This is a genomic window from Pectobacterium quasiaquaticum, from assembly GCF_014946775.2.
Classification (GTDB): domain Bacteria; phylum Pseudomonadota; class Gammaproteobacteria; order Enterobacterales; family Enterobacteriaceae; genus Pectobacterium; species Pectobacterium aquaticum.
Genome location: NZ_CP065177.1, coordinates 4,253,144 through 4,279,161, shown reverse-complemented (window position 1 = coordinate 4,279,161; position 26,018 = coordinate 4,253,144). Strand labels below are relative to the sequence as shown.

The 26,018-nt window shown below is 53.0% G+C and carries 27 protein-coding genes and 1 pseudogene; 15 read left to right on the top strand and 13 right to left on the bottom strand.

All coding sequences use genetic code 11. From position 1 onward, the window contains the following. Positions 1 to 14: 14 nt before the first annotated feature. The 8 genes and pseudogenes from IG609_RS19590 to IG609_RS19555 all read left to right on the top strand — a co-directional run. Positions 15 to 278, top strand: a complete 264-nt coding sequence (locus IG609_RS19590) for a helix-turn-helix domain-containing protein (protein WP_431040662.1) — start codon at positions 15 to 17, stop codon at positions 276 to 278. A gap of 121 nt (positions 279 to 399) precedes the next feature. Then, positions 400 to 1,419, top strand: coding sequence for a YecA family protein (locus IG609_RS19585; protein WP_193399051.1), 1,020 nt, complete (start codon positions 400 to 402; stop codon positions 1,417 to 1,419). Between the two features lie 251 nt (positions 1,420 to 1,670). Continuing rightward, on the top strand, positions 1,671 to 2,423 hold the full coding sequence (locus tag IG609_RS19580) for a hypothetical protein (RefSeq protein ID WP_226373219.1): 753 nt from the start codon (positions 1,671 to 1,673) through the stop codon (positions 2,421 to 2,423). Between the two features lie 144 nt (positions 2,424 to 2,567). Continuing rightward, positions 2,568 to 3,092, top strand: a complete 525-nt coding sequence (gene abiEi / locus IG609_RS19575) for a type IV toxin-antitoxin system AbiEi family antitoxin (protein WP_193399052.1) — start codon at positions 2,568 to 2,570, stop codon at positions 3,090 to 3,092. 28 nt (positions 3,093 to 3,120) lie between these two features. Continuing rightward, complete coding sequence (locus IG609_RS19570; RefSeq protein ID WP_193399053.1) at positions 3,121 to 4,008, top strand: nucleotidyl transferase AbiEii/AbiGii toxin family protein; 888 nt, start codon at positions 3,121 to 3,123, stop codon at positions 4,006 to 4,008. 416 nt (positions 4,009 to 4,424) lie between these two features. Further along, positions 4,425 to 4,715 (top strand): helix-turn-helix domain-containing protein, encoded by a 291-nt coding sequence (locus IG609_RS19565; RefSeq protein WP_180785889.1) that lies wholly within the window; start codon positions 4,425 to 4,427, stop codon positions 4,713 to 4,715. Then, positions 4,705 to 6,060 carry a type II toxin-antitoxin system HipA family toxin gene (locus tag IG609_RS19560; RefSeq protein ID WP_193399054.1) on the top strand — a complete coding sequence of 452 codons (1,356 nt, stop codon included), beginning with the start codon at positions 4,705 to 4,707 and terminating at the stop codon, positions 6,058 to 6,060. Before IG609_RS19565 ends, IG609_RS19560 begins: the two co-directional genes overlap by 11 nt. 52 nt (positions 6,061 to 6,112) lie before the next feature. After that, a pseudogene (locus IG609_RS19555) lies at positions 6,113 to 6,367 on the top strand (IS1-like element transposase); the annotation flags it as partial. Positions 6,368 to 6,621: 254 nt separating this feature from the next. On the opposite strand, the gene IG609_RS19550 reads toward IG609_RS19555, so the two are convergent. The 10 genes from IG609_RS19550 to ycjG form a co-directional block, all read right to left on the bottom strand. Beyond that, positions 6,622 to 7,485 (bottom strand): YicC/YloC family endoribonuclease, encoded by an 864-nt coding sequence (locus IG609_RS19550; protein WP_102117032.1) that lies wholly within the window; start codon positions 7,483 to 7,485, stop codon positions 6,622 to 6,624. Between the two features lie 98 nt (positions 7,486 to 7,583). Continuing rightward, positions 7,584 to 8,492 (bottom strand): LysR family transcriptional regulator, encoded by a 909-nt coding sequence (locus IG609_RS19545; protein WP_193400275.1) that lies wholly within the window; start codon positions 8,490 to 8,492, stop codon positions 7,584 to 7,586. 212 nt (positions 8,493 to 8,704) lie between these two features. Next, positions 8,705 to 9,652: an isoaspartyl peptidase/L-asparaginase family protein gene (locus IG609_RS19540; protein ID WP_193400624.1), complete on the bottom strand. Its 948-nt coding sequence runs from the start codon at positions 9,650 to 9,652 to the stop codon at positions 8,705 to 8,707. Positions 9,653 to 9,711: 59 nt separating this feature from the next. After that, positions 9,712 to 10,533 (bottom strand): M55 family metallopeptidase, encoded by an 822-nt coding sequence (locus tag IG609_RS19535; RefSeq protein ID WP_193400685.1) that lies wholly within the window; start codon positions 10,531 to 10,533, stop codon positions 9,712 to 9,714. A 26-nt stretch (positions 10,534 to 10,559) separates the two neighbouring features. Next, positions 10,560 to 11,618, bottom strand: coding sequence for a DmpA family aminopeptidase (locus IG609_RS19530; RefSeq protein WP_193400688.1), 1,059 nt, complete (start codon positions 11,616 to 11,618; stop codon positions 10,560 to 10,562). 26 nt (positions 11,619 to 11,644) lie between these two features. Then, positions 11,645 to 12,544: an ABC transporter permease subunit gene (locus IG609_RS19525; protein WP_193400626.1), complete on the bottom strand. Its 900-nt coding sequence runs from the start codon at positions 12,542 to 12,544 to the stop codon at positions 11,645 to 11,647. 8 nt (positions 12,545 to 12,552) lie between these two features. Next, positions 12,553 to 13,473: an ABC transporter permease gene (locus IG609_RS19520; RefSeq protein WP_129709163.1), complete on the bottom strand. Its 921-nt coding sequence runs from the start codon at positions 13,471 to 13,473 to the stop codon at positions 12,553 to 12,555. A gap of 18 nt (positions 13,474 to 13,491) precedes the next feature. Then, a complete protein-coding gene (locus tag IG609_RS19515; RefSeq protein WP_193400628.1) occupies positions 13,492 to 15,033 on the bottom strand; it encodes a glutathione ABC transporter substrate-binding protein in 1,542 nt (513 codons plus the stop codon). A gap of 87 nt (positions 15,034 to 15,120) precedes the next feature. Then, positions 15,121 to 16,992 carry an ABC transporter ATP-binding protein gene (locus IG609_RS19510; RefSeq protein ID WP_193400630.1) on the bottom strand — a complete coding sequence of 624 codons (1,872 nt, stop codon included), beginning with the start codon at positions 16,990 to 16,992 and terminating at the stop codon, positions 15,121 to 15,123. A gap of 43 nt (positions 16,993 to 17,035) precedes the next feature. Beyond that, positions 17,036 to 18,001, bottom strand: coding sequence for an L-Ala-D/L-Glu epimerase (ycjG, locus tag IG609_RS19505; RefSeq protein WP_180789469.1), 966 nt, complete (start codon positions 17,999 to 18,001; stop codon positions 17,036 to 17,038). Between the two features lie 204 nt (positions 18,002 to 18,205). On the opposite strand from ycjG, the gene rph reads away from it, so the two are divergent. Beyond that, positions 18,206 to 18,922, top strand: a complete 717-nt coding sequence (rph, locus tag IG609_RS19500) for a ribonuclease PH (protein ID WP_102117023.1) — start codon at positions 18,206 to 18,208, stop codon at positions 18,920 to 18,922. A gap of 104 nt (positions 18,923 to 19,026) precedes the next feature. Further along, entirely contained in the window at positions 19,027 to 19,668 is a 642-nt protein-coding gene (gene pyrE / locus IG609_RS19495) for an orotate phosphoribosyltransferase (RefSeq protein WP_193400272.1), read from the top strand. 63 nt (positions 19,669 to 19,731) lie between these two features. Here the strand turns inward: pyrE and slmA are convergent, their stop codons facing one another. The 3 genes from slmA to coaBC all read right to left on the bottom strand — a co-directional run bounded on the left by slmA (position 19,732) and on the right by coaBC (position 22,165). Further along, a complete protein-coding gene (gene slmA, locus IG609_RS19490; protein WP_005967978.1) occupies positions 19,732 to 20,328 on the bottom strand; it encodes a nucleoid occlusion factor SlmA in 597 nt (198 codons plus the stop codon). A gap of 123 nt (positions 20,329 to 20,451) precedes the next feature. Beyond that, positions 20,452 to 20,910, bottom strand: a complete 459-nt coding sequence (gene dut, locus IG609_RS19485) for a dUTP diphosphatase (RefSeq protein WP_010285710.1) — start codon at positions 20,908 to 20,910, stop codon at positions 20,452 to 20,454. Continuing rightward, positions 20,888 to 22,165 carry a bifunctional phosphopantothenoylcysteine decarboxylase/phosphopantothenate--cysteine ligase CoaBC gene (gene coaBC, locus IG609_RS19480; protein WP_404825803.1) on the bottom strand — a complete coding sequence of 426 codons (1,278 nt, stop codon included), beginning with the start codon at positions 22,163 to 22,165 and terminating at the stop codon, positions 20,888 to 20,890. The genes dut and coaBC overlap by 23 nt, the downstream gene beginning before the upstream one ends. A gap of 153 nt (positions 22,166 to 22,318) precedes the next feature. Here coaBC and radC point away from each other — a divergent pair, with 153 nt between their 5' ends. The 5 genes from radC (at position 22,319) to mutM (ending at position 25,982) form a co-directional block, all read left to right on the top strand. Beyond that, positions 22,319 to 22,984, top strand: a complete 666-nt coding sequence (radC, locus tag IG609_RS19475; protein WP_180785870.1) for a RadC family protein — start codon at positions 22,319 to 22,321, stop codon at positions 22,982 to 22,984. Positions 22,985 to 23,221: 237 nt separating this feature from the next. Next, complete coding sequence (rpmB, locus tag IG609_RS19470) at positions 23,222 to 23,458, top strand: 50S ribosomal protein L28 (RefSeq protein ID WP_005967968.1); 237 nt, start codon at positions 23,222 to 23,224, stop codon at positions 23,456 to 23,458. Positions 23,459 to 23,469: 11 nt separating this feature from the next. After that, a complete protein-coding gene (gene rpmG / locus IG609_RS19465) occupies positions 23,470 to 23,637 on the top strand; it encodes a 50S ribosomal protein L33 (RefSeq protein ID WP_002442576.1) in 168 nt (55 codons plus the stop codon). A gap of 136 nt (positions 23,638 to 23,773) precedes the next feature. Further along, entirely contained in the window at positions 23,774 to 25,147 is a 1,374-nt protein-coding gene (locus tag IG609_RS19460; protein WP_193400632.1) for a DUF6880 family protein, read from the top strand. A 25-nt stretch (positions 25,148 to 25,172) separates the two neighbouring features. After that, a complete protein-coding gene (gene mutM / locus IG609_RS19455; protein WP_193400268.1) occupies positions 25,173 to 25,982 on the top strand; it encodes a bifunctional DNA-formamidopyrimidine glycosylase/DNA-(apurinic or apyrimidinic site) lyase in 810 nt (269 codons plus the stop codon). Positions 25,983 to 26,018: the final 36 nt, after the last annotated feature.

Below are 26,018 nucleotides of genomic sequence, written 5' to 3'. Positions count from 1 at the left end.
TTGATGATACTGATGTGAGCCGAGCCTATGCTGCTTACTTACGTGAGTTACGCCAACAAGCAAAGCTGTCACGGGCTGCACTGGCAGAGCGAAGCTGCGTGCCTGCGGCCACGATTAAGAAGTTTGAGCTGACTGGGCAAATGTCCTTCCGCCAATTACTGTTGCTTTGGCAGAAGACACTTGACTCGCTAGACAGGCTATATCAGCTCACACAACCCAGCAAAGAGCGTGCTGCTATACCGACTAGCATTGATGAGGTGCTAAAAGATGAGTTTTAAACCCATTCAGAAACGCAGTGTAGCCCGCACGTCGGGTGAACAGGTCGCAGTGGGGGTGTTGGCTCAGAATTGGCAAGGCGTTTTTTTTCAATATTTTCTACCACAATAAGAGAAACCCATAATGAAGCTCGGTCGTAACGATCCTTGCCACTGTGGCAGTGGTAAAAAATTTAAAAATTGTTGTATGAACAGCGTATCTCAGCAGCATTCCCAACTCCTTGATGATGTTCAAGCCATGCTGGCAATGAACCCAAATTTGAGCCTTGATGAACTCAATGCTGCTTTACAACACAAAGTGCTGGATCGTAATAATCAACCTCATCCCGATTTTTGTGGGGTGACGCCAAGGCAAATGGCCAATTGGCTTTATGCGCCTTTTGATGAGTTACAGTGGGTCACAATCAACACGCCAGACTGCCTTTCTGCCAGCCCTGTGATGCGCTATTTAGCCCTGATTCTTGATGAAGCCATGGCGCAAGATGGCTCATTCAAAGCCACGAGCAAAGGCAACTTACCGACTAAGGTAGTCAAACAGGCCAGTGAATTATTGCCTGAGTTTGCCGTTGCTCAATTTGAATATGACAAGAGCATCAGTGAGTTTGCGGGCAGTAACGAAGATAAGTTTAATGCCTTGCACTACACCCGAGTACTTGCCGAAATCAGTGGCATTATTTATCAACGCAGCGGCCGCTACCATGTAAAAAAATCAGCGCAGAAGCAGTATCAGGCTTTAGGTAGCCAAGCATTCTTTAAACCCATGCTAGACGCCGCAACCAGTCAATACAACTGGGGGTATTTGGACGGCTTTGAATTCGATGCCGATTTGCGTACCTTTTGGTTGTTTATGCTGTGGCGCATACAACGTCATCACAGTGTGGATCAGCTTGTTAAAGAGGTGATGACGGCTTTCCCTGATTTGCTGCTGGCATTCCCTACGGACGGTTACTTCTCACCGAAAAGAAGTTTAAACATGCTAATCGAATCAAGGTTTATTGAACGCTTCTTACAGTTTTGGGGGTTTGTGACGGTTGATCCAAAACGTTATATAAGCGCAGAGCCTGTTGCCAGAATGGTTCAGGTTCAGCCTTTATTAAAACAAACTTTTCAATTCACCATTAATTCAGCAGAAAAGTCATCGTGAGCGAATATCAATACTATCGATTTGAGCGTCTGGATGGGTATTTAGACGCGAAGGCGCGACAAAAACTCAGAGCTATTTCAAGCCGTGCCGACATCTCCGCAACGTATTTTCAGGTGTATTACACCTACAGTGACTTAAAGGCGGAACCTTCTGAGCTGATGTTAAAATACTTCGATATCGGTTTTTATTAGGCCGACTGGGGCTCAATCGATGCCTACATTAAGCTACCTGCTGGGACGATACCGAGTGCTATGCTTGAGTTTGCAACACTTGAACTTTCTATTCATCAAACCGATGAGTGGCAATTGCTTGTTTTCTCTATCGAGGAATATTACGAGTATTTTGATGATGAAAGTGCAGACGATTTTTTCCAACATTTAGCCGCCTTACGCAGTGAGTTAATGCAAGGTGATTGGCGTTTGTTCTACTTCATATGGCTCAAAACGTTTGGCTTTAATGATGAACTTGAGGGAATACCGTTAATTCAGTTCGATTTTACGTCTCTCAGTGAGGGGCTACTGGCTTTTACTGCGCTTTATGATATTCCCTTAGCTTCTATTAAAGCGCTTGCCATGGTCCTGAGCGCTCAACCAAGTCACCAAGCCTCAGCGATGACGCGAAAAGAGTCTGTTAATAAAGATGAAACTTATCAGTATTGGTTAACTCCCGATGTGATTACCCCTTATATTCAAGAAGTACGAAGTCAATTACAGCAAGAGCAAGCCGAAGAATTAGCAAAGAAATTGGCAATCGAAAGAGCGGAAAAAGAAAAAGTGTTAGCCGATATTTATAGCCAGCGTGAGCACTGCTGGCAGCAAGCGCAAGAGCAAGCTAATCGAATCTGCGCTAGTGGCTACGATGCAGCTTCACGTTATCTGCATCAGTTGTTCGAAGCCTATCAGTTTAAAGGCGATGTCGCGGCATTTGAGCATCGTTTTAAGCGATTTACCGTGGCCAATAATAATCGTAAAGCACTGCTAAACCGGCTGAGCGATCTGCTTTAGGGACGCTTCGCCCTCTGTCAGCTACTGTCTTGACCAATTATTTTCATCGTTACCTATAAGGTAATAATGTGTAGATCTGTTTCTTGTTTAAGTTGAACATCAGGTCTACATTAAGTTACTTATTTTGTGACGTAGTGTAGACCTATGACTAAATCTGATGAGCTACTAAACGTATTTTCCAAAGCGGTGAACGCTGGCGGTGGCATTCATAGTGCAACAGAGCTGGCTTTTATGCAGGGTGTGCCATGTGACTCAGCCTTTAGAAAGTTCCTAGCCGATTGCGTAAAGAGGGGGTTGCTAAGACGAGTGGTGAAAGGCTTCTATGAAAGTGTTATTACACCACCTGAGCCTGAGACTGCCATTTATAAAATCATCAAAAAGTTGCGCAGTGGCGTATTGAACTACATCAGTTTAGAAAGCCAGCTCAGTCATACCGGTGATATTTCACAAGTGGTGATGGGTAGAGTCACGGTAGTGACTAAAGGTCGAAGTGGTTGTTTTGATACGCCTTATGGCGTGATTGAGTTTACCCATACTAAAAAGCCAGTCGAGCAAGTTGCACCTAATTTGTACTATGACCCTGACATTAAAATGTATCGCGCATACAAGGAACAAGCGATTGCAGATCTAAAGCACTGCCAGCGCAATCTACATATGTTGGAGAGCTAAGTATGGGGAAGTGTGTGGGAGATAACGTATGCTGAAGCAACAAATTCGCCAAATCGTCCAGTCAAACCCTGACTATGCCGCAGTGACACCCGTCATAGAAAAAGAGATCTTGCATCATGACATTATAGATGTGCTGATCAAACAGGGTGTCATGCAACGGTTAACGTTTATTGGCGGCACCTCATTACGAATGTGTTACAACAGTAGCAGGCTATCAGAAGACCTTGATTTCAATGGTGGTCATGATTTCAAGCCCTCAGCATTTGAGGGGCTGGAATCCGAGATCCAAACCTATATTCAGAACAAGTATGAAACCGAAGTTTGGGTAAACAAACCTTCTGGCGAGCAGCAAGGGGATACCGTTTCTTGGAAAATTAGTATCGTAAAAGAAGCGAATCGTCCTGATTTGCCACGGCAAAAAATGCATATTGATGTCTGTGCTATTCCATCATTTGATATTGAAAAGCGCCCGCTAATCAATCATTACGACATTGTTGTACCGACTGAAGGGATCTTGGTTCCGGTACAATCGTTACAAGAAACACTAGCCGATAAGCTGATCGCGTTAGCGTATCGGGCAAGACGTATAAAGCCTCGTGATATCTGGGATATTGTTTGGATTAAGCAGCGCGGCATTGATCTATCCAAAACACTGGTTGAAAAGAAACTCACCGCCAGACACAAGCAAACAGATGACTTTCGACAGGCGCTATCTATTCAGTTAGCTAAGTTAATGTCGCAAGATGAAGTCCGTGACGACTTTAATATGGAAATGAGCCGCTTTATCCCTAAGCAAATTAAAGAGAGAACCCTCGATAATCCCGAATATTGGGATTATGTTCAGAGAGAGGTACATGCCATCACGTCTGAGTTATTGAATGACGTAACACCAAAAAATCCATTTGATATGGGTTAACCCATGTTTTTCTTCCACGGTCATAAAACAAAAAGGCCATGATTTACAATGGCCTTTTTGATTGGTGAGATGTGATGAGACTCTATGAGATCGCGTGAAACGTTATTCTGGATCTGCTCGTAGAGTAGCGGTGTAGACCTTAATAAACTCAATGGTTTATCGAAAAGAAACCGTTCAAAAATGCCTGTTTGCCCACCAAACTGCCCACCACTTGCCTCTGGCTTTTACTAAATCTTAGTGGTTAGCAATGGAAAAACAGTGCCGCTTTACGCTGCTGTTAGGGTTAAAACATAGCAGTTTAGAAAGGATTTATCGAGTGATTTTTCAGCATCTTACCCACAAGTGGACATTATAGTATCTAATTTTGGTTTTATCTCGCTATAATGGGTATAACTGTATCCATTTGGTCTTTGCGGATGAATTTTACCTTACTTGATGATACCGATGTAAGCCAAGCCTATGCGGCTTATTTACGAGAGTTACGTCAACGAGCAAAGCTGTCACGAGCGTCGCTTGCTGAGCGAAGCTGTGTACCTGCGGCCACCATTAAGAAATTTGAGCTAACTGGGCAAATTTCATTTCGCCAATTGCTGTTGCTCTGGCAGACCCTAGACTCGTTGGATAGACTTTATCAGCTCACGCAACCTCACAAAGAGCGCGCCACTATGCCTTCTAGTATTGATGAGGTGCTAAAAGATGAGTTTTAAACCCATTCAAAAACTATCCGTTACTCGTACGCTAAGCTCAGGTGAACAAATATCTGTTGGAGTCTTGGCACAGAATCGGCAAGGCGCTTTTTTTCAGTATGCTGACGACTATTTGCAGCAGTTTGGCAATTTATCACCGTTTACCTTGCAAGCGAATGCGCAAGTTCAAGCCGCTCCTAAAGCGCCGCACCAAGGTGTACATGGCGTATTTGGAGATTGTTTGCCCGATGGCTGGGGCATGCTGTTGCAAGATCGTATTTTCCGGCAAAAGGGCATCCTGCCTAATCAATTAACGGCGATGGATAGACTGGCCTTTGTCGGTGATAAAGGCATGGGAGCATTGTCTTTTTCTCCGGTGTCTGAGTTTTCAGCCACGACGAACGCGGACATTGATTTAGCTACTTTAGGCTTAGAAGCGCAAACGCTGTTCGATTCTTCGATGTCAGATTATATGGATGATAATCACGATGAGTTAGATGGGCATACGCAACAGGTGTTGGCCGCATTAGTCGCCGGAGGTAGTTCGGGTGGGGCAAGGCCTAAAGCGCAGATTTATATGCCTGCTGGAGAAGCTCGGCATTGTCGAACCTTTGCTCAGCCTAAAGATGAGGCTTGGCTGATTAAATTTACCTCAAAAAATCTCCCGCTCGGCCATGAAGAAGGTTTGTGTGAGGCGGTTTATTTGCAAATGGCTGAGCAAGCTAAGTGTCAACCACCAGTCTGGCAACTCATTGAAGCACCATCTTCAAGCGCTGCATCTGCCTGGTTAGCGCTTAAGCGTTTTGATTATGTCACTGAACAGGCCGACTCAGGCAGTCAACTCAGTTCAGGTCGATTGCATATGCACAGCGCTTGCGGGCTGCTGGATGCAGACTTTCGAACGCCAAGTTTGGATTATATTGACTTGGTTAAAGCCAGCCGTCAGTTGTGTAAATCTCCAGCGGCTGGACAACTGCAATTTCGCCGCGCCATTTTTAACTTGCTGTCGTCTAATCAAGACGACCACAGTAAAAATTGGGCGTTTTTGCAAGCGGATGACGGTCAATGGAATCCTGCACCTTTTTACGATGTTACCTACAGCCCACATCCATTCAACGAACACGCCACTGCGTTCGGAGGTTATGGCAAAGCGCCACCGCTTAAGGTGATGCAAAAACTTGCTACCAGTGCTGGCTTTGCGAATTGGAATGATGCAAGGCAAGTCATTGAAGAAGTCGCAGAAGCCATCAGTCAATTTACTTATCTTGCCAAGCAACAAGGGATCAGTAAAACAACAGTGTCTGCGATTGCTAAGACATTGGATCAGCGCAAACAGGAAAATGCGGTCACGTATTCAACTCGGTGATCGTCAGGTAGAACGTTCATCTGTTTTCCGAAATATTTAGAAGAAGAGCCTGATGGCAACGGTTGAGGTAAAATGCCCATTTTGTGAGCAAACAGACTCGGTTAAAAAACATGGACTGGGAAGCACCGGTCATCAGCGCTTCCGCTGTCAGACCTGTTGTCGAAGTTTTCAGCTTGAGTATGAATATCGTGCCTGTCAGCAGGGTATGAAAGAGAAAATTGTTGACCTTGCCATGAACAATGCCGGTATCCGCGATACCGCACGGGCGCTGCATATCAGTATTAATGCCGTTGTACGCACCTTAAAAAACTCGATAATCGGCACATTCATCGAGCGTGAACATTATCTGCAATGACCTGATCTACATATTGAATACGTGACCATCAGGGGAGTGTACTTAAACGAATGTACTTAAGACTAAATAAGTACACCTTTAAGTACACTTCAAGTACGCGCTCTAGTGATACGATATGAGACTATATAAAACAGAAAAGGCCAGTATTTACAATGGCCTTTTTGATTGATGAGATGTGATGAGACTCTATGAGATCGCGTGAAACACTACTCGATGTTTTGAATCTGTTCCCGCATTTGCTCGATCAGCACTTTCAACTCAATGGCTGACGCGGTGACGTCGGCGTTGATGGATTTCGAGGCCAGCGTGTTCGATTCGCGGTTGAATTCCTGCATCATGAAGTCGAGGCGGCGGCCGACGGCTTCTTCTTTTTTCAGGATTTTGTAGGTTTCTTTGACGTGAGCGTCGAGGCGGTCGAGTTCTTCCGCGACATCAACGCGCTGTGCCATCAGCACCAGTTCCTGTTCCAGACGGTTATTTTCCAGTTGTACCTGCGCATCTTCCAGCTTGCTTTGCAGGCGTTCACGCTGCCAGAGCAGGATGTTCGGCATTTGAGCGCGGACTTTGACAACTTCGGCGCTGACGCCCGCCAGACGTTGTTCGATCATCCCTTTCAACGCGTTGCCTTCGCTTTCGCGGGCGGCGATGAAATCATCTAACGCGCCTTCTAGCGCGGTCAGCAGTTCGGCGCTGATGGCGTCCAGATCCTGCTCTTCCGCCAACATCACGCCGGGCCAGCGCAGGATATCAACTGGGTTGATTTCCCCTTCGTCGCTCTGCATTTTGACCCAGTTGGCGGCATTAACCAGCTGTTTCGCCAATTTTTCGTTCAGGATCAGCGCACTTTGCGCGCTCGGATCGAGCTCAAAACGCAGGTTGCATTCGATTTTTCCACGGGTTAAGCGGGCGCGGATGCGCTCACGGGCGACAGGTTCGAGGCTGCGGAATTGTTCCGGTAAACGAAGATAGGTTTCCAGATAGCGCTGGTTAACGGAACGCAGTTCCCAGGCTGCGCTTCCCCAGTTGCCCTTGATCTCTCGGCGGGCGTAAGCGGTCATGCTGCGAATCATTGGTGCATACCTGTAAAGCAAATGATGAGACGGATTATAGCGTTGAGTCCCGTGCAGGGGATAGGAAAAACCGCCTACATGGTGCCACCTGTCGAGAATCAGGCGGCGTAAAGTAAGGCTTCGTTCTGTCTGGCAATGTCGCGACAGCGATTTTTCATCATCTGTTTTAACTGCAGTGTCGCCTGTGACTGTGGGTTGTCACGGCGGCTGATCAGCGTGACTTCAAAAGGCAGCGGCTGATCGATAGGGACGATCTTGAGCTGGTCAGCATAGCGACAGGCGGTAAAGAGATCGACGATGCCCGTTCCGCCGCCCGCCAGCACCATGTCGGCAATCACCGAGTAGGTTTTGATGTAGAGCGACGCCGCTGGCTGTAGCGCTTTGTCGCGCAGCGCACGGTGTAGCACCTGACCGAGCGGATCCTTATGCTGCATCATCAGCAGATTGTTGTTGCACAGCCATTCCAGCGAGACAGGGCCGTTTATCGGGCTGTCTTTCGGCAATAGGGCAACCATTGTGGACTGGAACAGCGGTTCTGCCAGCAGCTCGGACGGCACCTGCTGGCCAAAGATCAGCGCGAAATCGAGCTGGTTTTGCAGGATGTTCTGGCACAGCGTGCTGAAGTGTTCGGTAACCAGTTCGACGTTAACCGAGGCTGCCTGCTTATGAAATTCCACCAGCGTTGGGGCCACGATCATTTGTCCGAACGCATGTGCCGCGCCCAGTCGTACGGAGTGGGCCTTGCTGGTTTTGATTTGTTCGGTGAGTGAACTGATGCTTTGCAGATGGCTGAAAAGTTCCTGCACTTTCGGTATCAGGCGCAGCCCTTCTTCGGTGGCGATCATTCCCTGTGTGCGGCGTTCAAACAGGGAAAAACCGAGCTGCTGTTCTGCGTGATTCAGTACCCGGCTGACGTTGGGCTGAGAGACGTTGAGTAAACGGGCGGCGCCGCTGATGGTGCCTGCCTGAACAATGGCCTGGAAGATTTCAATATGGCGTAATCGCATGGTTGCAGGCTCCGGCTGATGCTTTCTAATGAGCATCGTATGAGTAATAACCAAAATACCTGCAATTATTACGCCAGTTTCTAATTTTTTTCCTGCGCGGTCCGCTGCGTTTCTTAATAATACTCTTGCCCAATCATGGTGCGCAATGCCCCGTAATTGGGCGTCGTGGTCTAAGGTGGTGCAATTCAACCTGCATACGTAGGGAGACAGATTTAGCGATAAATATCGGCGACGGGGGCTTCTCCCACGTAACCGTAGCCGCGGTACATCCCTTCGCTGTTAAACGGCAGAGCAATGTTGCCCGCTTTATCGACGGCAATCAGCCCGCCGCTGCCGTCCATTTGCACGAGTTTCTCCATGACTACGCGATCGCTGGCCTGCTGTAGCGTCAGTCCGGCGTATTCCATCAGCGCCGAGACATCATAGGCGGCGACGGCACGCATGAAGACTTCCCCAGTGCCGGTGCAGGAAACCGCTACCGTCTGGTTATTGGCGTAGCAGCCTGCGCCGATGATGGGGCTGTCACCTACGCGTCCGGCCTGTTTGTTGGTCATGCCGCCCGTCGAGGTTGCTGCCGCAAGATTCCCCGCGCTATCCAGTGCTACCGCGCCGACGGTACCGAATTTACGGTCGGGATCGATAGGGTCGTTCTGGCCGTCATGGTCGAGGATGACGCGGCCTGAACCTGCTTGCGCGTTATGCAGCTGCTGGCGGCGTTCGTCGGTGGAGAAAAACGTAGGATCAACCATCTCCAGACCGTGATGCTGTGCAAATGCCTCTGCGCCGTCGGCGGTAAACATCACATGCTGGCTGGCTTCGAGTACGGTACGCGCGGCCAGAATCGGGTTACGGATATGACTGACGCAGCTCACTGCGCCGGCATCCAGCGTGCGTCCGTCCATGATGCTGGCGTCCAGTTCGTGGGTTTCTGCGTGGGTGAAGACTGAACCGTGTCCGGCGTTGAATAACGGACACTCTTCCAACAGCCGGACGGCTTCCGTTACGGCATCCAACGCGCTGCCGTTTTCAGCCAGAATGCGTTGTCCGCTGGCGACAATCTCGGATAGCGCCGCCAGATAGCGTTGCTCTTTTTCAGCGCTCATAGCTGAGCGGGTCAGCGCACCTGCGCCACCGTGGATCACAATCACGGGCTTTGTCATGCGATAAATTCTCTTTTCAATCGGTTTACGCCCCGGAATAAGGGGCGGATAAACTGGAATCAGTTTTGCGTCGTCGCCAGATAGGAAAAGGCACCCAGCAGGCTGGTGATTTCCCGCATGCTCTGCGCCGTATAACCTACGGTTATGGCATCCAAACGTTCCACATTCGGCAGCAGACAGAATAGATCGGCCAGTACCGGTTTTGCCACCATCAGTTCGAGGCGGTAGGGTGCCTGAATCCGTGAGTTCAGCGTCCGGTGCGCTTTTTCCACCGCCGCTTTTGCTGCGTCACGAATGACCTGACGCGCCTGTTCGGTGCTGAGGGATTCGGCCGCATGCTGCGAAATCGCGCGCTTGACGCAGGTGTAGTCGGTGGCGGGGTAGTAGCGGGCGATCCAGCGCTGGAGCGTGTCGTCACCGCTGACCAACCAGAGTGGTGTCTTCTGTTCTACGCCGGCGGCAGCGTAGATGTCGCTCTCGCCCATGATTTCACCGTTGATGCGCACGCGGTAGAACGCACGACCGTTGATGGTATGCGACAGCACGCCAAACTCGCCCGCCGCGCTGTGGTAGCCGATGAACATCAGGCCGTCGAACTGCTGTTGCTCCAGCCCTTCTACCATCGAATAGCCGCGCGGTTTGCCCTGTACCAGTCGGGCGCGGGCGTCGATGTTCTCCGCGCGCAGATTGACCATTGCCGCATGGCTGTCGGCGACCACCACCTCTGTTGCGCCACCCGCGAACGCACCGTCAATCGCGGCGTTCACTTCCTGCTCCATCAGGCCGCGTGCCAGTTGATATTCCGCGGTGCCAGGGCTGCACTGTTCTGGGCGCATCACGCCAGCGATCCCTTCGATATCAGCAGAGATAAACACTTTCATCATCAGTTTCCTACGGGAGAATTTGCTTATGGATAAAGAGTCGCAGCCAGCCGATCCAACGCTTGTGGCAGTGTCGGACGATGATGGCCACGAAAACCGGTCACGGCGTCTGCCTGAAGCATGGCGTCGAGTACAGCGTGTTCGGTGGCGTCGGCGGCGGCGCTTAACAGCGATTCAAGCTGCGCATCCTCCGGCGGTTGCGGCTGCGGGCAGGTGGAGAATGCGACGGCGATATCACCAGAACCGTGTCCCCAATAGCTGCCGAGCCGGCCTAATCCTGCACCGGCACGTTTGGCGATACGCTTGAGCTGGCGGGCATCGAGCGGGGCATCCGTCGCCATGATAATGATGATCGATCCAGCGTCCTGCTGCGGTGCGAGCTCGGGCAGGATAGGCGCGATAGCGTCGCCCATCTGCACGCCGTCCAGCGTCAGTGAGGAAAGCGTGCCGAAGTTTGCCAGCACCAACACGCCGAGCGTGGCGTTCAATTCAGGAATCAGGCGCGATGCGGTGCCGATGCCGCCTTTCAGACTAAAGCAGCTCATGCCGCGTCCGGCTCCTACGCTGCCGCGTGCGAAGCTGTCCGTTGCGCTAGCCAGCGCGTGTCGCGCCATGTGTTCCGTGACAGCCAGCGCCTGAATGTCGTTCAGCCAGCCGTCGTTGCACTCCAGCGCCAGCGGGTTAACCGTCGGCAGCGTGCGACCCAGTTCAGGATTGCGGGCAATGGCGTCGCGTACCAGCGTAGTAAACAACGTGCCGGTTGCCAGCGTATTGCTGAGCAGGATGGGCGTTTGTAGCACCCCCAACTCCTCGATCTGTACCAGTCCGACGGGTTTAGCGAAGCCGTTCAGCACCGCCGCGCCGCAGGGCAGAGGCTGGGTGAACAGGTTCTCGCCGGGCGGCACAATCGCCGTGACGCCAGTTTGCACTTCACCTGCCGCCAATGTGCAGTGGCCGACGCGTACGCCTGCCACATCGCTAATGCTGTTACGCGGTCCGTTAGCCGAGCGCGGCGTACCCAACTGCCGCGTCGTTTTCCAGCGTTGTAGCAATAGCGCCTGCTGCTGCTGTTGATAATCGTTCATCGGGTGATCGCCGCGCATCGCTTTCCTCAGCTTTTCAGTTTGGGATCGAGCGTATCACGCAGCGCATCCCCAAGCAGGTTAAACGCCAGCACGGTGAAGAAGATCGCCAGACCGGGGAACACGCTGACGTGCCAGGCGCCTGCCATCATCAGGCTGCGGCTCATCGCCAGAATATTGCCCCATTCCGGTACGTCCGGTTCTGGGCCAAGGCCGATGAAGCTCAGTCCTGCCGCGGTCAGGATGCTGGTACCGATACGCATGGTGAAATAGACGATCACGTTAGGCAGCGTGCCGGGCAGGATGTGGCGTATCAGCACGATGCGATCCGGCGCACCGGCACAGCGTACCGCTTCCACATAGGCCGCCTGTTTCAGCGACAGCGTAGAAGCACGCACGATGCGGGCGAAAACCGGTACGCTGAAGACCGCCACGGCGATAATCACGTTATTCAGGCCGGGGCCGAGGATCGCGACGACCGCAATTGCCAGCAGCATGCCGGGGAAGGCGAACAGCACGTCGGAACCGCGCATGATCAGCGTATCTACCCAGCGACCGTAGTAGCCTGCCAGCAGGCCGAGCACGATGCCGACCAGCATGCCCAGCGTGACGGAGAAAATGCCGATATATAGCGAGATGCGTGCGCCGTAGATGATACGGCTCATCACATCGCGCCCGAGATCGTCGGTGCCCATCCAGTGCGCCGCTGAAGGCGGTGAAGCCAGCGCCATCCAGTCGGGCTCCATTGGGTTCCACGGTGCCAGCCAGGGCGCGAAAATGGCGACCAGTACCAATAGCAGGACGAAGCCGCTGGAGACCAGCGCCATCGGGTTACGGATAAAGACCTGAACGAAGTCGCGCCACGGCGAACGTATCGTCTCTTCATCAAGCGTGGCAACGGCCACGACGGGTTCGGGAGGAAGGTTCATCGTGTCTCCTAACGTAGGCGAATCGCCGGATTGACCACCGCGTACAGCAGGTCGACCAACAGGTTAATGACAATAAATTCAAACACGAACAGCATCACCAGCGCCTGAATGACCGGCTGATCCTGCGTCTTGATTGATTCAATCAGCAGCCAGCCCAGACCCGGCCAGCTAAACACGCTTTCGACCACAATGGAGCCACCGAGCAGGAAGCCGAATTGCAGCCCCAGCATGGTGATGACTGGAATCAGCGCGTTACGCATCACGTGCTTCCAGGTGACCAGCCGATTGCGCAGCCCCTTGGAGCGAGCGGTGCGGACGTAGTCTTCCTGTGCGACCTCCAGAAACGCAGAGCGGGTAAAGCGTGCCATGACGGCAGCCACCGATGCCCCGAGCGTCAGCGCGGGCAGAATGATGTCGCTGGGCTGATTAAAGCCGCTGACGGAAAAGACGCCGAACGGCATGGCGACAAACTGAATCAGCAACAGGCCGAGCCAGAACGGCGGCATAGAAATCCCGCCGACCGCGAAGCTCATCAGCGCCCAGTCCTGCCATTTGCCCCGCTTGAGCGCAGACACCACGCCAATCAGCAGACCGAGCAACACCGACCAGACAAAGCCCGCCAGCGCCAGCCACATCGTGGGCATAAAACTCTTACTGATGACATCGATAACCGGCTGCTGGGTGCGGTACGTCACACCCAGATCGCCGCTGAACAGGCCGCCGAGCCAGTGGACGTACTGCTGCGGCAGCGGGTCGTTCAATCCTAACTGCTGACGGGCGGCTTCCACGGCCTCAATGGTCGCATCAGCACCGGCGTAAATACGTGCCGGGTCACCCGGCAGCAGTTTTATAAAACCGAACACTAACAGGGAGACCACCAGCAAAACCGGGATCATTTCCAGCAAACGTCGGACGATATAAGCAAACATGGCGTTCTCCCTGACCGATTACTTAAATTCAGCCTGATCGAAGATCAGTGAGCCATCCGCCAGCATGTACACGCCGTCGAGGTTCTTGGTTTTGCCGACAACGTTGTCCGGCGAGCCCAGGAAGACCACAGGCGCATCCTGCCAAATCTGACGCTGTGCATCCGCATAAGCCGCAGCACGTTTGTCGTTATCGGCCGTCGCCAGCCCAGCGGTAATCGCTTTATCCGTTACCGGATTGCTGTAGTAGGAAACGTTATACGCAACCGGCACCCATGACTCTGTCGCGAACAGCGGACGCAGTGCCCAGTCAGCATCACCGGTAGACGGAGACCAGCCGTTGTAGAACAGGTCAAATTCGGCGTCTTTCGGATCTTTAACACCGAACAGCTTGGCGTTACGCATCCCGGAATCCATCGGGGTAACGGTGACTTTGATGCCGACCTGCTCTAACTGCTGCTTGAAGAACTGCGCGCTACGGATGTAGTCGGTGCGGTTCGTCGTCCACAGCTTCAGGCTCAGGCCGTTGGCGTAGCCCGCTTCTTTCAGCAGCGCCTTGGCTTTTTCCGGGTTATAGGTGTAGTTCGGTGAGCTTTGGCGTGCGAAGAACTGCACGTCTGGTGCCATCGCAGAAGAGGCAGGAACGCCCATGCCTGCAAAGCCAACTTTCAGCCAGATGTCGCGGTTGATGGCGTAGTTCAGCGCCTGACGCACGCGGATATCGTTCAGCGGTGGACGCAGGTTGTTCATCGCCAGCCAGAATTGATAAATACTCGGGTCGCGCTGAATCGCCAGCTTGCTGTCGTTTTGTACGGTGCCGATCAGGTCGGAAGGCAGCGGATACACCGCATCAACCTGGCCGGATTTCAGTGACGCCACGCGGGTGGAATCTTCCGGCGTCGGGTAGAAGGTCACGCTGTCGACTTTCGGCCAGCCTTTCTGCCAGTAGTTGTCGAATTTCACCAGCTTCACGTCTTTACCCTGCTGCCATTCGGTGAACTTGAACGGGCCAGTACCGACTGGGTTCACGCGCAGCTGTGCTTCGTCTGGGTATTTCTTCAGCGCTTCCGGGCTGTGCATAACGGCAGACGGGTGCGCCAGCGTATTGACAAAGGCACCGAAAGATTTGTTCAGCTCGATTTTAACCTGCGTGGGCGACAGAACGGTGACGGTTTGTACCATGTTAAACAGGCTGTTGCGCTTTAAGCCTTTGCTCTGATCGGCCAGACGGTCGAGGTTAGCTTTAACGGCGTCGGCGTTGAAGGGGGTGCCGTCCTGGAAGGTGATGCCTTCGCGCAGCGTAACGACGAACTCGGTGGCGGTGTCATTACTGGTGTAGTCCGTCGCCAGACGCGGCACCAGTTTCATTTTATTATCGAACTGGAACAGACGCTCGAAGATGCCGCTCTGAATGGAGTAGCTCAGCGTGTCCGAGGTATCGTGCGGGTCGAGTCCGGTGATATCGGCATAGATGGAAATGCGAAGGTCTTGCGCCTGGGCGACAGCCGCCAGACACAGTGAGAGCCCGAGGGCAACGGCAGAGCGGCGAACGAATGGCTTCATGGTTTCTCTCCTGGTCAGCTATGAACGTGTGTTTTGTTTTGTTAGTGCGTTGTTTTTATTGCTATTTTCTTATCATGGCATCGTGTTTCAGGCTGCCGATTCGTTGTCGGCGACCCAGTGCTGCGGCGCGACCTCTCGGTAGCGCGTTTTGGCGACGGCCTCTCCTGCTTTACGCAAGGGTGAGAGGATTTCGCTGTCGTCAAACTGGCGTGCGCCGCGACGGGTTGGATCGGCAATCGGAACCGAGGCCAACAGGCGGCGGGTATACGGGTGCTGCGGGTCGTTAAACACCGACTGACGCGGGCCGATCTCCACAATCTCGCCGAGGTACATCACCGCGACGCGGTTGGCGATGCGCTCGACGACGGCCATATCGTGCGAGATGAAAATCCACGACACGCCGGTTTTCTTCTGGAGATCCATCATCAGGTTGACGACCTGTGCCTGAATCGACACATCGAGCGCCGAAACGGCTTCGTCAGCAATGATGACCTGCGGCTGTAGCGCCATCGCACGCGCAATCGCGATACGCTGACGCTGCCCGCCGGAAAACTCGTGCGGATAACGACGCGCGTGCTCAGGCAGCAGACCGACGCTTTTTAACAGCGCCTGCACCTGTGGTGTCGCTTCTTCCAGCGATTTCACCAGCCCGTGCAGCAGCAGCGGTTCGGCGATGGTGAAGCCGACCGTCAGGCGCGGGTTGAGCGAGGCGTACGGGTCTTGAAACACCATCTGCATTTCCCGACGCAGCGGCTGGAAATCCCGCTCTTTCATCTGGGAAATTTCGTTACCCTGAAAATGAATGCTTTCGGCTTGGCTCTGTACCAGACGCAGCAGGGCGCGTCCGGTGGTGGACTTGCCGCAACCGCTTTCCCCGACGATAGCCAGCGTTTCGCCCGGCCAGACGTTGAAATCAATCTGCTCTACCGCATGAACGTGGTGAGTGATGGTGGATAAAATCCCGCTGCGCATGGGGTAATACACGCTCAGCCCGCGAATATCCAACAGCGGCTCAGCGTCATAGCGGGCGGTAACCTGTTCACTGTTTTCCGGATCGGCAGCCTGCCCTAGTAAAGGGAAGCGCTTTGGCCAGAGGCTATCGCGCATGTCGCCCAGCTTCGGTACAGCGGCCAGCAGCGATTGGGTATAAGGATGTTGTGGTGCGGCAAAAATCTGTTCGACGGTGCCTTGTTCCACAATCTCGCCGCGGTACATCACCACTACGCGGTCAGCGATTTCCGCCACCACGCCCATATCGTGGGTGATAAACAGCACCGACATGTCACTCTGCTGTTGCAGGTCGCGCAGGATTTGCAGAATACGTGCCTGCACGGTGACGTCCAGCGCAGTGGTCGGTTCATCGGCAATCAACAACTGCGGATCGCAGGCCAGCGCCTGTGCAATCATCACACGCTGGCGCATTCCGCCGGACAGCGAGTGCGGGTAGCTTTTCATCACGCGATCGACGTCTGCGATGCGCACCTTGTGCAGCAGCTCACGGGCTTTTTTGTCCGCGCTGGCGGCATCGCAGATTTTGTGGTCAAGCAGGGCTTCGGTGAGCTGATCGCCGACTTTCAGTACCGGATTAAGCGAAGTCATCGGCTCCTGAAAAATCATGGCGAGATCGCGGCCGCGCAGCTTACGACGCGCTTCCGCTTTCATGCTCAGCAGGTCATGCTGTTGGCCGTCGCGTGCGGTGAAGCGGAGCGCGCCGCGTTCGATGTTGGCAGAATCCGCCAGCAGCCCCATCACGGCGAGTGAGGTTACGGACTTGCCTGAACCACTTTCGCCGACCACGGCGACCACTTCCCCTTTATTGACGGTAAAGGAAATGCCTTTTAGCGCCTGATGCGTGCCGGAACGGCCGCTAAAGCTGACGCTCAGATCGTCGATTTCCAGTACAGGCCTGGGGGCGTTACCGGGTGCTGTGGCGGCACCCGCGTGCATGATATCCGTCATGGTCACTCCGGTTGATGATTTAGGGTTACTGCGGTTAATGGCGTCATAGCCAAATTCGGCCAAGGTTATAGGTCAGATAAGGCGAACTGTCGGCGGCCAGCCAGATAGGGCCGTCGAGATCGACGTGCTCGGCATCGGCGGCGACGGGCAGGGCGGCTTCCATCGCCATTGACGAGCCCAGCGTGCAGCCGACCATAATGCGCAGGCCGTGAAAGTGGGCTTCGCGCACCATCGCCAGCGCTTCGGTTAGCCCGCCACACTTGTCCAGCTTGATGTTGATCATGTCGTAACGACGGCGCAGCCCGACGATGTCTCCGCTGTGGCGGCAGCTTTCGTCCGCGCAGATCGGAATCGGGTGAGAAAACCGCTGTAAATCCTCGTCCTTACCGACGGGAAGCGGTTGCTCAATCATGGCGACCTGATAAGGCAGCAGAGCGGTAGACAGGCTATGTAAATCTAGCCCGCTCCAGCTCGCTCTCGCATCGATAATCAATCTGGCGTTGGGCGCGGCGGCACGAATGGCGGCGACCTTCTCCAGAATCAGCTCGCGATCCAGTTTGATTTTCAGCAGCAGAGCGCCGTGGGAAACGGCATTGGAGGCGGCGGCAGCCATTCTCTCCACGCTGTCGAGCGCCAACGTTTGCGCACAGATCACGGATGTGGGGGGATGAATGCCGATGCGCTGCCACAGCGTCTGTTTTTCCAAGGCGGTGTTGAGCCGCCACAGGGCGCAGTCCAGCGCATTTCTGGCCGCACCCGGTGATAAATCTTTCTGGAGCTGTTCGATGGTCAGACCGTGTTCTATTGCCTCACGGACCGCAGAGAGCTGGCGACATACGCTGTCGGCGGACTCGCCATAATGGGCGACTGGCGTACATTCGCCTTGTCCAATAAATCCTTTTTCTTCCAACGCGACGCGGATAACGGTAACCGCACGACGCGTCCCGTTTTCAGCCGCCATAGGACGGGCTAGTGGCAGATTGACCGTTTCAATTTGCATATGCCGCATCATGATTTTTTCTCATCAACGCTCAGGGGATGAACGGACTATTTCATGATGCATCATCACTGACGAATACTTGTTCATCAGTAGGGTATAACCTCAGGTTATACCCTAAGTTCAAGGTATGGCTTTCTGATGCCGCTTTCCCGCAACGCGAAGGATTTCGTGTATAATACGCGCCAGTTTTCATTGACCCACCGGAGATGAGCCATGCGCCCAACAGGCCGAAGTGCACAGCAAGTACGCCCCCTTACATTCACCCGTCATTACACGAAACACGCTGAAGGTTCCGTTTTAGTCGAATTTGGCGATACCAAAGTGTTATGCAATGCCACGGTAGAAGAGGGTGTTCCGCGCTTTCTGAAAGGCCAGGGACAAGGATGGGTCACCGCCGAATACGGCATGCTGCCGCGTGCGACGCACAGCCGTAACGCGCGTGAAGCCGCCAAAGGTAAGCAGGGCGGCCGGACGCTGGAGATTCAGCGCCTGATTGCGCGTTCCCTGCGTGCGGCAATCGACCTGAAAGTGCTCGGCGAATACACCATTACGCTCGACTGTGATGTCTTACAGGCGGACGGCGGCACGCGTACGGCGTCCATCACCGGTGCCTGCGTGGCGCTGGCCGATGCGCTGAACCAGATGGTTGCCAAGGGTAAGCTGAAAAAGAACCCGATGAAAGGCATGATCGCCGCCGTGTCCGTCGGCATCGTGAACGGCGAAGCGCTGTGCGATCTGGAATACGTGGAAGATTCCGCTGCGGAAACCGACATGAATGTGGTCATGACCGAAGACGGCCGTATGATTGAAGTGCAAGGGACGGCCGAAGGCGAGCCGTTCAGCCACGAAGAATTGCTCACCCTGCTGGCGCTAGCCCGAGGGGGAATTGATACCATCGTTCAGGCGCAGAAAGCGGCCTTAATCGATTGATTTGTTAAAGCGATAAGCGACCAGATGGTCGCTTTTTTTATGTCTGATCAATTTTTAATTCTGATCGATAACGTGATTAATCCGTAAGACGAGGAGATGCCGTAATGAAAGCCTACCAGCGCCAGTTTATTGAGTTTGCACTCAGCAAGCAGGTATTGAAGTTTGGCGAGTTTACCCTGAAATCCGGACGTATCAGTCCCTATTTCTTTAACGCTGGGCTGTTTAATACCGGGCGTGACCTGGCCTTACTGGGGCGTTTTTATGCGGAAGCGCTGGTTGATTCCGGTGTAGAGTTCGACCTGCTGTTCGGACCAGCTTACAAAGGCATTCCGATTGCGACTACCGCTGCTGTCGCGCTGGCAGAACATCACGATCGTGACCTGCCGTACTGCTTCAACCGCAAAGAAGCTAAAGACCACGGTGAGGGTGGCAGCCTGGTCGGCAGTCCGTTACAGGGCCGCGTGATGCTGGTGGATGACGTGATTACGGCCGGGACGGCGATTCGTGAATCGATGGCGATCATCGGTGCGCACGGGGCGACGCTGGCGGGGGTGATGATTGCGCTGGATCGTCAGGAACGCGGCCGCGCCGAGCTGTCCGCGATTCAGGAAGTGGAACGCGACTATCAGTGCACGGTGATTTCGATTATTACGTTAACGGATTTGATCGCCTATCTGGCGGAAAAACCAGAAATGGCAGCGCATCTGGATGCGGTGAAAGCCTATCGTGAGCAGTACGGGATTTAACGTTGTGAGTCAGGAGCCCGCCATAAGAGAATATCTGGCGGGTTTACTATCTAAAGGCGGTGTTTAGTTCAACTGTGCCGCCAGCAGCGGCCAACGGGTGTCGAATTCCTGCGTCGGACGATAGCGGAATTCAGAGCGAATGAAGCGCGACAACATCCCTTCGCAAAATGCTAATAGTTGGCTGGCTAGCAGCGTTTCATCATGCTGGAAACCTTTACCATCGCGTAGCTTGTGCTCGCGCAACACCTGACGCAGTTGCGATTCAATACGCTCAAACAGCTGGTTAATACGCCCTTGCAAGCGATCCTGTTCAAACATCAGCGCATGGCCGGTCATGATGCGAGTCAGACCCGGATTTCGTTCCGCAAACCCTAAAATAAGCAGCAAAATCAGACGAAGACGATTAAACGTTTCTTTTTCGTCTTGCAGAATCAGGTTAATGCGGGTGGTCAGGCTATCCTCAATAAATTCAATCAGGCTATCAAACATCCGCGTTTTACTGGGGAAATGCCGGTAGAGCGCCGCTTCGGACACGCCGACGTTCGCAGCTAATTTTGCCGTGGTGATACGCTGGCTACCGTCGCTGGATTCCAGCATCTGCGCCAGCGCCTGCAAAATTTCCTCGCGGCGATTCCTTTTCGTATTTTCTTTTTCTGCCATGTCTGAAAAGACCCTTGCTAAATATTTGACTGACAAGCACCCGTTAGCGCCACAGTTGCCATTCCCGTTTGAGTCGGCGCTGTGGCTTATAGGAATTTTTACACTATGGGTGGCTGGAGCGCGTTAGCTACGGCCAGAGTGGCCGAAGCCGCCTTCTCCACGTTCGCTGCCGACAAAATCTTCGACCAGATTAAATTCGGCCTGAACGACGGGCACAAAAACCATCTGTGCGATGCGCTCGCCCGGTTCAACCGTGAACGTTTGTTGACCACGGTTCCAGACGGAAACCATCAGTTGCCCCTGGTAGTCCGAGTCAATCAGCCCCACCAGATTCCCCAGCACTACGCCGTGCTTGTGGCCCAGCCCGGAGCGGGGCAGGATAACCGCTGCCAGCCCCGTATCGGCAATGTGAATCGCCAGCCCAGTTGGAATCAGGGTCGTTTCCCCTGCTTTGAGTTCAATCGCCTGATCCAGACAGGCACGCAGATCGAGCCCAGCAGAACCCGGTGTGGCATAGGTCGGTAACGGAAATTGCTGCCCAACGCGTGGGTCAACAATCTTAACGTCGATTTTTTTCATCATAACGGCTGATAATCTCGTCGATTAATTTTTGGCTAAGCAGACGCTTGTCGCATTGCGGCAACGGCGTGTCACCACCTTGCCAAAAGAGGTGTAACGCATTGGTTTCACTGTTAAAACCATGCCCAGAAAGAGAAACGTTGTTCGCGCAAATCAGATCCAACTTTTTACGCGCCAGTTTTTGTCGGGCGTATTCTTCCACATTCTGGGTTTCGGCAGCAAACCCGACAACATAAGGACGATTTTTCGTCATGGCGGCGACACCAGCGATAATATCTGGATTTTTGACCAGAGTGAGAGTCATTTCATCGCCCTGCTGATTCTGTTTTTTTATCTTCTCATCGGCGATGTGTTTGGCGCGGTAGTCGGCAACCGCCGCACAGCCGATCACAATGTGCTGATGGGCCGCGTGTGCCATCACCGCGTGCTCCATCTCCAACGCGCTGCCGACGTCAATACGCGTGACGCCCTGCGGAGTGGCGAGCGAAACTGGGCCGCTGACCAGTGTGACATTCGCACCACGGGCGGCAGCGGCCTGTGCGATAGCAAAGCCCATTTTCCCAGAGCTGTGGTTGGTGACAAAGCGAACGGGATCCAGCGCTTCTCTCGTCGGCCCTGCGGTGACCAGAATGTTCAGATGTTGCAGATCGTTGATGGCAGAAAAATGACGCTGTGCCAGCCCGACAATGTCCATTGGGTCGATCATGCGGCCTGGCCCAACGTCGCCACACGCCTGACTGCCGCTATCTGGCCCCCAGATCGGTAAACCGCGCGCGGCCAGCGTGCGCAGGTTGTCCTGCGTGGGCTGTGCGCGATACATCTGCTGATTCATCGCAGGGACAACGGCGATAGGGGCGGATGTCGCTAGACAGATCGTGGTTAGCAGGTCATTCGCCATGCCGGCGGCGACTCGTGCGATTAGATCGGCAGTCGCCGGGGCGAGAATGACTAAATCAGCCCATTTTCCCAGCTCGATGTGGCCCATTGAGGCTTCCGCCGCGGGGTCAAGCAGGTCGTCTGATACTGGGTAGCCGGAGACGGCTTGCAGCGTCAGCGGCGTGATGAACGCTTTAGCTGCAGAGGTCATGACAACGCGTACATCGGCTCCGCCATCACGCAGGCGTCGCACCAGTTCCGGGCACTTATACGCGGCGATGCCGCCGCTGATACCCAGCACGATTCGTTTGCCGGAGAGTGCATTCAGGCTGGAAAATTCCGTCATCATCATGGTCCGATTGAAAGTCAGAAGATGCGCCATTTTACCATAACCTTGCAGTCAGATAGGAATCTTAAGATGGTTACCGTGGCTTCCCTAAGAAGATTGCGAAGCGCTTCGCAGCCTTTTATCGCTGGTGTCGTCCGGTTTTTACGGGCGTGACATGATGCCGTCGAGCGGTATAGGGAGAAGGTGATGGGCTGGGAAAAGGGATTGGCACCGCGTGAAAAGCTGGTGCGCTTAGGGGCGGAATCGCTGACAGATGCCGAATTGCTGGCGATTTTTTTACGCACTGGGTTGCCAGGCGTGCATGTGATGCAGTTGGCAGAGGGCTTGTTGGTGCAGTTTGGGTCGTTATATCAGTTGATGACTGCTGACCAGTCCGCGTTTCATCATGCCAGAGGGGTAGGAATATCAAAATATACGCAAATCAAGGCGATCGCAGAGCTGTCGCGGCGGCTGTTTTTCTCTCGCTTGGCGAAAGAAGATGCCATGCTAAACCCAGAAGCAACGCGACAATATCTGCAACTGCTATTGTCTCGACGTGAACGCGAGGTCTTTTTAGTCCTGTTTTTAGACAATCAGCACCACGTTATTCGCCATCAGGAGATGTTTGTTGGTACGATTAACAGCGTGGAAGTCCACCCGCGTGAGATCGTGCGTGAAGCGCTAAAAGCCAATGCTGCCGCGTTAATACTGGCGCATAATCATCCATCCGGAAAAGCGGAGCCGAGTCAGGCTGACCGTGCGATAACCGAACAGATTGTTAAAGCCTGTCTGTTAATGGAGATCCGCGTGCTCGATCATTTGGTCATTGGGCATGGCGAATACGTTTCTTTTGCTGAACGCGGCTGGATTTAACAGATATTTCCGCGATCCAATGGGATCTTTAGCTGTTCGGGACTTGAGCACTTACGCTTCAGAGCGTATACTACGCCACCTTTGAGAATCTTGGGTGTGGCGTTAAGAGCCTATCTCAGCAGGTTTATCCTGATGACAGAGTCTTTTCAGTGAAGTTGCTGAGATGGGCTCTAAAGCCTGACGAGGCGGCCAAACCCTATACGAAGCTCGAGCTGATTTGATTTTTGGAGAATAGACATGTCCCGAGTCTGCCAAGTTACTGGCAAGCGTCCGGTGGCCGGGAACAACCGTTCCCACGCACTGAATGCGACCAAACGCCGTTTTCTGCCGAACCTGCATTCACACCGTTTTTGGGTTGAAGGCGAGAAGCGCTTTGTAACACTGCGTGTATCTGCTAAAGGTATGCGTGTTATTGATAAGAAGGGTATTGAGACGGTTCTGGCCGATCTGCGTGCCCGTGGTGAAAAGTATTAAGGAACTGAATCATGGCTAAGGGTGTTCGCGAGAAGATCAAGCTTGTTTCTTCTGCTGGTACTGGTCACTTCTATACCACTACGAAGAACAAACGTACTAAGCCGGAAAAATTGGAACTGAAGAAATTCGATCCCGTTGTCCGTCAGCACGTTGTCTACAAAGAAGCTAAAATTAAGTAATTTCTGCTTCTTGATAAAACCCGGCCTTGGTCGGGTTTTTTTTCGAGCTTATTTCCTAATTCTTCCCCTTGTATCCCTTTTTGCATTATGCCAATTTTCTGGGCTCTGGCTTCTACAACCATCCGGTAATGAAAATATGGACTCGACATTGCACCAGCTTTTGTTAGCGACACCACAGACGCGGCTCTTACTTTTGATCGAAACGATTTATGGTTTAGATCCAAAGGTAGACCAGCGTATTGAAACGCTGTTGTATCGGCAGGATACGGTGAAGCAGGGAAAATTGCTGAAAGAACGTATTGCATCTATTGCTCGTGGTAAACAATTTATTGATTATTATCAGAGTCATGGCTTTGCTATGGAGCTTGAGGCACTGGCTGGTGATATCGGTTATCTGATCGACGACGCACCGGAAAAAGCATTTGCACTGATTGACGCACTGATGTCCACCCATGTTCGTGTTTATGAGCGCGTGGATGATTCCGATGGGGCTATTGGCGAGGCGTATGTGGCGGCGCTTTCGGTATGGGTTAAGGCCGCAAGCCAGTGGCGAGCACAAGGTGGAAAGACGTGGAATTGGCCTGATGAGGTAAAAAAACGGCATGATGAGAACGATTATGCCGCATGGGATGATTTGATTGCACAAAGTGGCACGTTACTTACCGAGCCAGAGTTGCGGCAACTGGCGCAGGACTTTGAACGTGAATATGCTGCTGCCTTGGCCTCTGCACCGCACAAGGAATATAACTTTCGTGCTGCGCATGCCACTCTCGGTATTTCTGGGGTGGCGCAAGCTCTGCAAGATGTTGCCCTATTTGAGCGATCTATCCTCTTGGGTTCCCCAAAGCCTAATGAATTGCAAAAGCTCCACATTGTGGAGTTCTGTCTGTCGATCAATGACGCACAGTCGGCTCTGAAATGGTTATCAGAGCCTTTTGAGGGGCATGCCGAAGAAAAGCGCAGGGCATTGCTGGATAAAGCCTATGTCCAACTTGGCGATCAAGACGCACTCTTGACGTTACGGCGTGAAGCTTATCAGCAACGTCCTGATTATATTCGGCTACAAGCACTGCTTGCCGTTTTGCAAGATGAGACGGAACGAGAAACGTTACAGAATCAGGCGGCTACCCATGCGTTGTCGATGGGAGATGTTCAGTCCAGAATTGATACGCTGTTGGCACTGAATGATTATGCGCAAGCATCAGCACAACTGCTTGCCCATTGGGAGTCACTCAATGTCTTCTTCGGTGTATTGTTGGGTTGGGCAAATCAATTTCATGATGCAGAATGCCCTTTAGCTGAAGTGATTTGTTATCGTCTGCTACTCAACGATATTTTATCTGCTGGCCGGAGTAAGGCCTACGATCATGCTGCAAATTATTATCGCGAATTGGATGCTCTAGACTCGCAAGTTGCGGATTACGCGCCGTTATTGGCGTGGACGGATTATCAGGCACAGCTTAAGCAGCAACATGGCCGGAAATATTCATTCTGGCAGCGTTTGCAATAATTGAGAGACTCCCCAGAGAGAGAATATGCCTGAATTACCTGAGGTTGAAACCAGTCGTCGGGGTATTTCCCCTTATCTCGTTGGTCATACCATCCTTTATGCGGAAGTGAGGAACACGCGTTTGCGCTGGCCGGTATCGGCTGAGATCCTTTCACTGAGCGATGAGCCGGTGCTCAGTGTGCGTCGGCGGGCAAAATATCTGCTAATTGAACTCACGCGTGGCTGGCTTATTGTACATCTTGGCATGTCTGGCAGCCTGCGGGTGTTACCGGAATATAGCGAGCCGGAGAAGCACGACCATGTTGATTTGGTGATGGACAGCGGTAAGGTGCTGCGTTACACCGATCCTCGGCGTTTTGGTGCCTGGCTGTGGACGGATAATCCAGAAACCTGCTCGGTGTTGGCGCATCTCGGGCCGGAACCACTAGAGGCGGAATTCTCTGCCGATTATCTTTATCAGACTTCACGCGGTAAAAAGACGGCAATCAAACAGTGGATTATGGATAACAAAGTGGTCGTTGGCGTAGGCAATATCTACGCGAGCGAATCGCTGTTTGCTGCTGGCATTCATCCTGATAGAGCCGCTGGATCGTTAAATGAAAACGATGCAGCCGTATTGGTTCGCGTGATTAAGCAGGTGCTACAGCTTTCGATTGAGCAGGGGGGCACAACGCTGCGTGACTTTTTGCAATCAGACGGTAAACCCGGTTATTTCGCGCAGGAGCTGCGAGTCTATGGCCGCAACGGCGAACCTTGTCGGACATGCGGAACATTGATCGAAACCGCGAAGCATGGGCAGCGCAGCACGTTTTTCTGTCGCCGCTGCCAGAAGTAGTCGGTATTGTGGATAAAAATTCAGATAAGTAACAGT

What these genes read in the sequence shown, in the direction of transcription:
- IG609_RS19585 (WP_193399051.1), top strand. Translation starts at nt 400, where the DNA reads ATGAAGCTCGGTCGTAACGATCCTTGCCACTGTGGCAGTGGTAAAAAA.
- IG609_RS19580 (WP_226373219.1), top strand. Translation starts at nt 1,671, where the DNA reads ATGCTTGAGTTTGCAACACTTGAACTTTCTATTCATCAAACCGATGAG.
- abiEi (WP_193399052.1), top strand. Translation starts at nt 2,568, where the DNA reads ATGACTAAATCTGATGAGCTACTAAACGTATTTTCCAAAGCGGTGAAC.
- IG609_RS19570 (WP_193399053.1), top strand. Translation starts at nt 3,121, where the DNA reads ATGCTGAAGCAACAAATTCGCCAAATCGTCCAGTCAAACCCTGACTAT.
- IG609_RS19565 (WP_180785889.1), top strand. Translation starts at nt 4,425, where the DNA reads ATGAATTTTACCTTACTTGATGATACCGATGTAAGCCAAGCCTATGCG.
- IG609_RS19560 (WP_193399054.1), top strand. Translation starts at nt 4,705, where the DNA reads ATGAGTTTTAAACCCATTCAAAAACTATCCGTTACTCGTACGCTAAGC.
- IG609_RS19550 (WP_102117032.1), bottom strand. Translation starts at nt 7,485, where the DNA reads ATGATTCGCAGCATGACCGCTTACGCCCGCCGAGAGATCAAGGGCAAC.
- IG609_RS19545 (WP_193400275.1), bottom strand. Translation starts at nt 8,492, where the DNA reads ATGCGATTACGCCATATTGAAATCTTCCAGGCCATTGTTCAGGCAGGC.
- IG609_RS19540 (WP_193400624.1), bottom strand. Translation starts at nt 9,652, where the DNA reads ATGACAAAGCCCGTGATTGTGATCCACGGTGGCGCAGGTGCGCTGACC.
- IG609_RS19535 (WP_193400685.1), bottom strand. Translation starts at nt 10,533, where the DNA reads ATGAAAGTGTTTATCTCTGCTGATATCGAAGGGATCGCTGGCGTGATG.
- IG609_RS19530 (WP_193400688.1), bottom strand. Translation starts at nt 11,618, where the DNA reads ATGAACGATTATCAACAGCAGCAGCAGGCGCTATTGCTACAACGCTGG.
- IG609_RS19525 (WP_193400626.1), bottom strand. Translation starts at nt 12,544, where the DNA reads ATGAACCTTCCTCCCGAACCCGTCGTGGCCGTTGCCACGCTTGATGAA.
- IG609_RS19520 (WP_129709163.1), bottom strand. Translation starts at nt 13,473, where the DNA reads ATGTTTGCTTATATCGTCCGACGTTTGCTGGAAATGATCCCGGTTTTG.
- IG609_RS19515 (WP_193400628.1), bottom strand. Translation starts at nt 15,033, where the DNA reads ATGAAGCCATTCGTTCGCCGCTCTGCCGTTGCCCTCGGGCTCTCACTG.
- IG609_RS19510 (WP_193400630.1), bottom strand. Translation starts at nt 16,992, where the DNA reads ATGACGGATATCATGCACGCGGGTGCCGCCACAGCACCCGGTAACGCC.
- ycjG (WP_180789469.1), bottom strand. Translation starts at nt 18,001, where the DNA reads ATGCGGCATATGCAAATTGAAACGGTCAATCTGCCACTAGCCCGTCCT.
- rph (WP_102117023.1), top strand. Translation starts at nt 18,206, where the DNA reads ATGCGCCCAACAGGCCGAAGTGCACAGCAAGTACGCCCCCTTACATTC.
- pyrE (WP_193400272.1), top strand. Translation starts at nt 19,027, where the DNA reads ATGAAAGCCTACCAGCGCCAGTTTATTGAGTTTGCACTCAGCAAGCAG.
- slmA (WP_005967978.1), bottom strand. Translation starts at nt 20,328, where the DNA reads ATGGCAGAAAAAGAAAATACGAAAAGGAATCGCCGCGAGGAAATTTTG.
- dut (WP_010285710.1), bottom strand. Translation starts at nt 20,910, where the DNA reads ATGATGAAAAAAATCGACGTTAAGATTGTTGACCCACGCGTTGGGCAG.
- coaBC (WP_404825803.1), bottom strand. Translation starts at nt 22,165, where the DNA reads ATGGCGCATCTTCTGACTTTCAATCGGACCATGATGATGACGGAATTT.
- radC (WP_180785870.1), top strand. Translation starts at nt 22,319, where the DNA reads ATGGGCTGGGAAAAGGGATTGGCACCGCGTGAAAAGCTGGTGCGCTTA.
- rpmB (WP_005967968.1), top strand. Translation starts at nt 23,222, where the DNA reads ATGTCCCGAGTCTGCCAAGTTACTGGCAAGCGTCCGGTGGCCGGGAAC.
- rpmG (WP_002442576.1), top strand. Translation starts at nt 23,470, where the DNA reads ATGGCTAAGGGTGTTCGCGAGAAGATCAAGCTTGTTTCTTCTGCTGGT.
- IG609_RS19460 (WP_193400632.1), top strand. Translation starts at nt 23,774, where the DNA reads ATGGACTCGACATTGCACCAGCTTTTGTTAGCGACACCACAGACGCGG.
- mutM (WP_193400268.1), top strand. Translation starts at nt 25,173, where the DNA reads ATGCCTGAATTACCTGAGGTTGAAACCAGTCGTCGGGGTATTTCCCCT.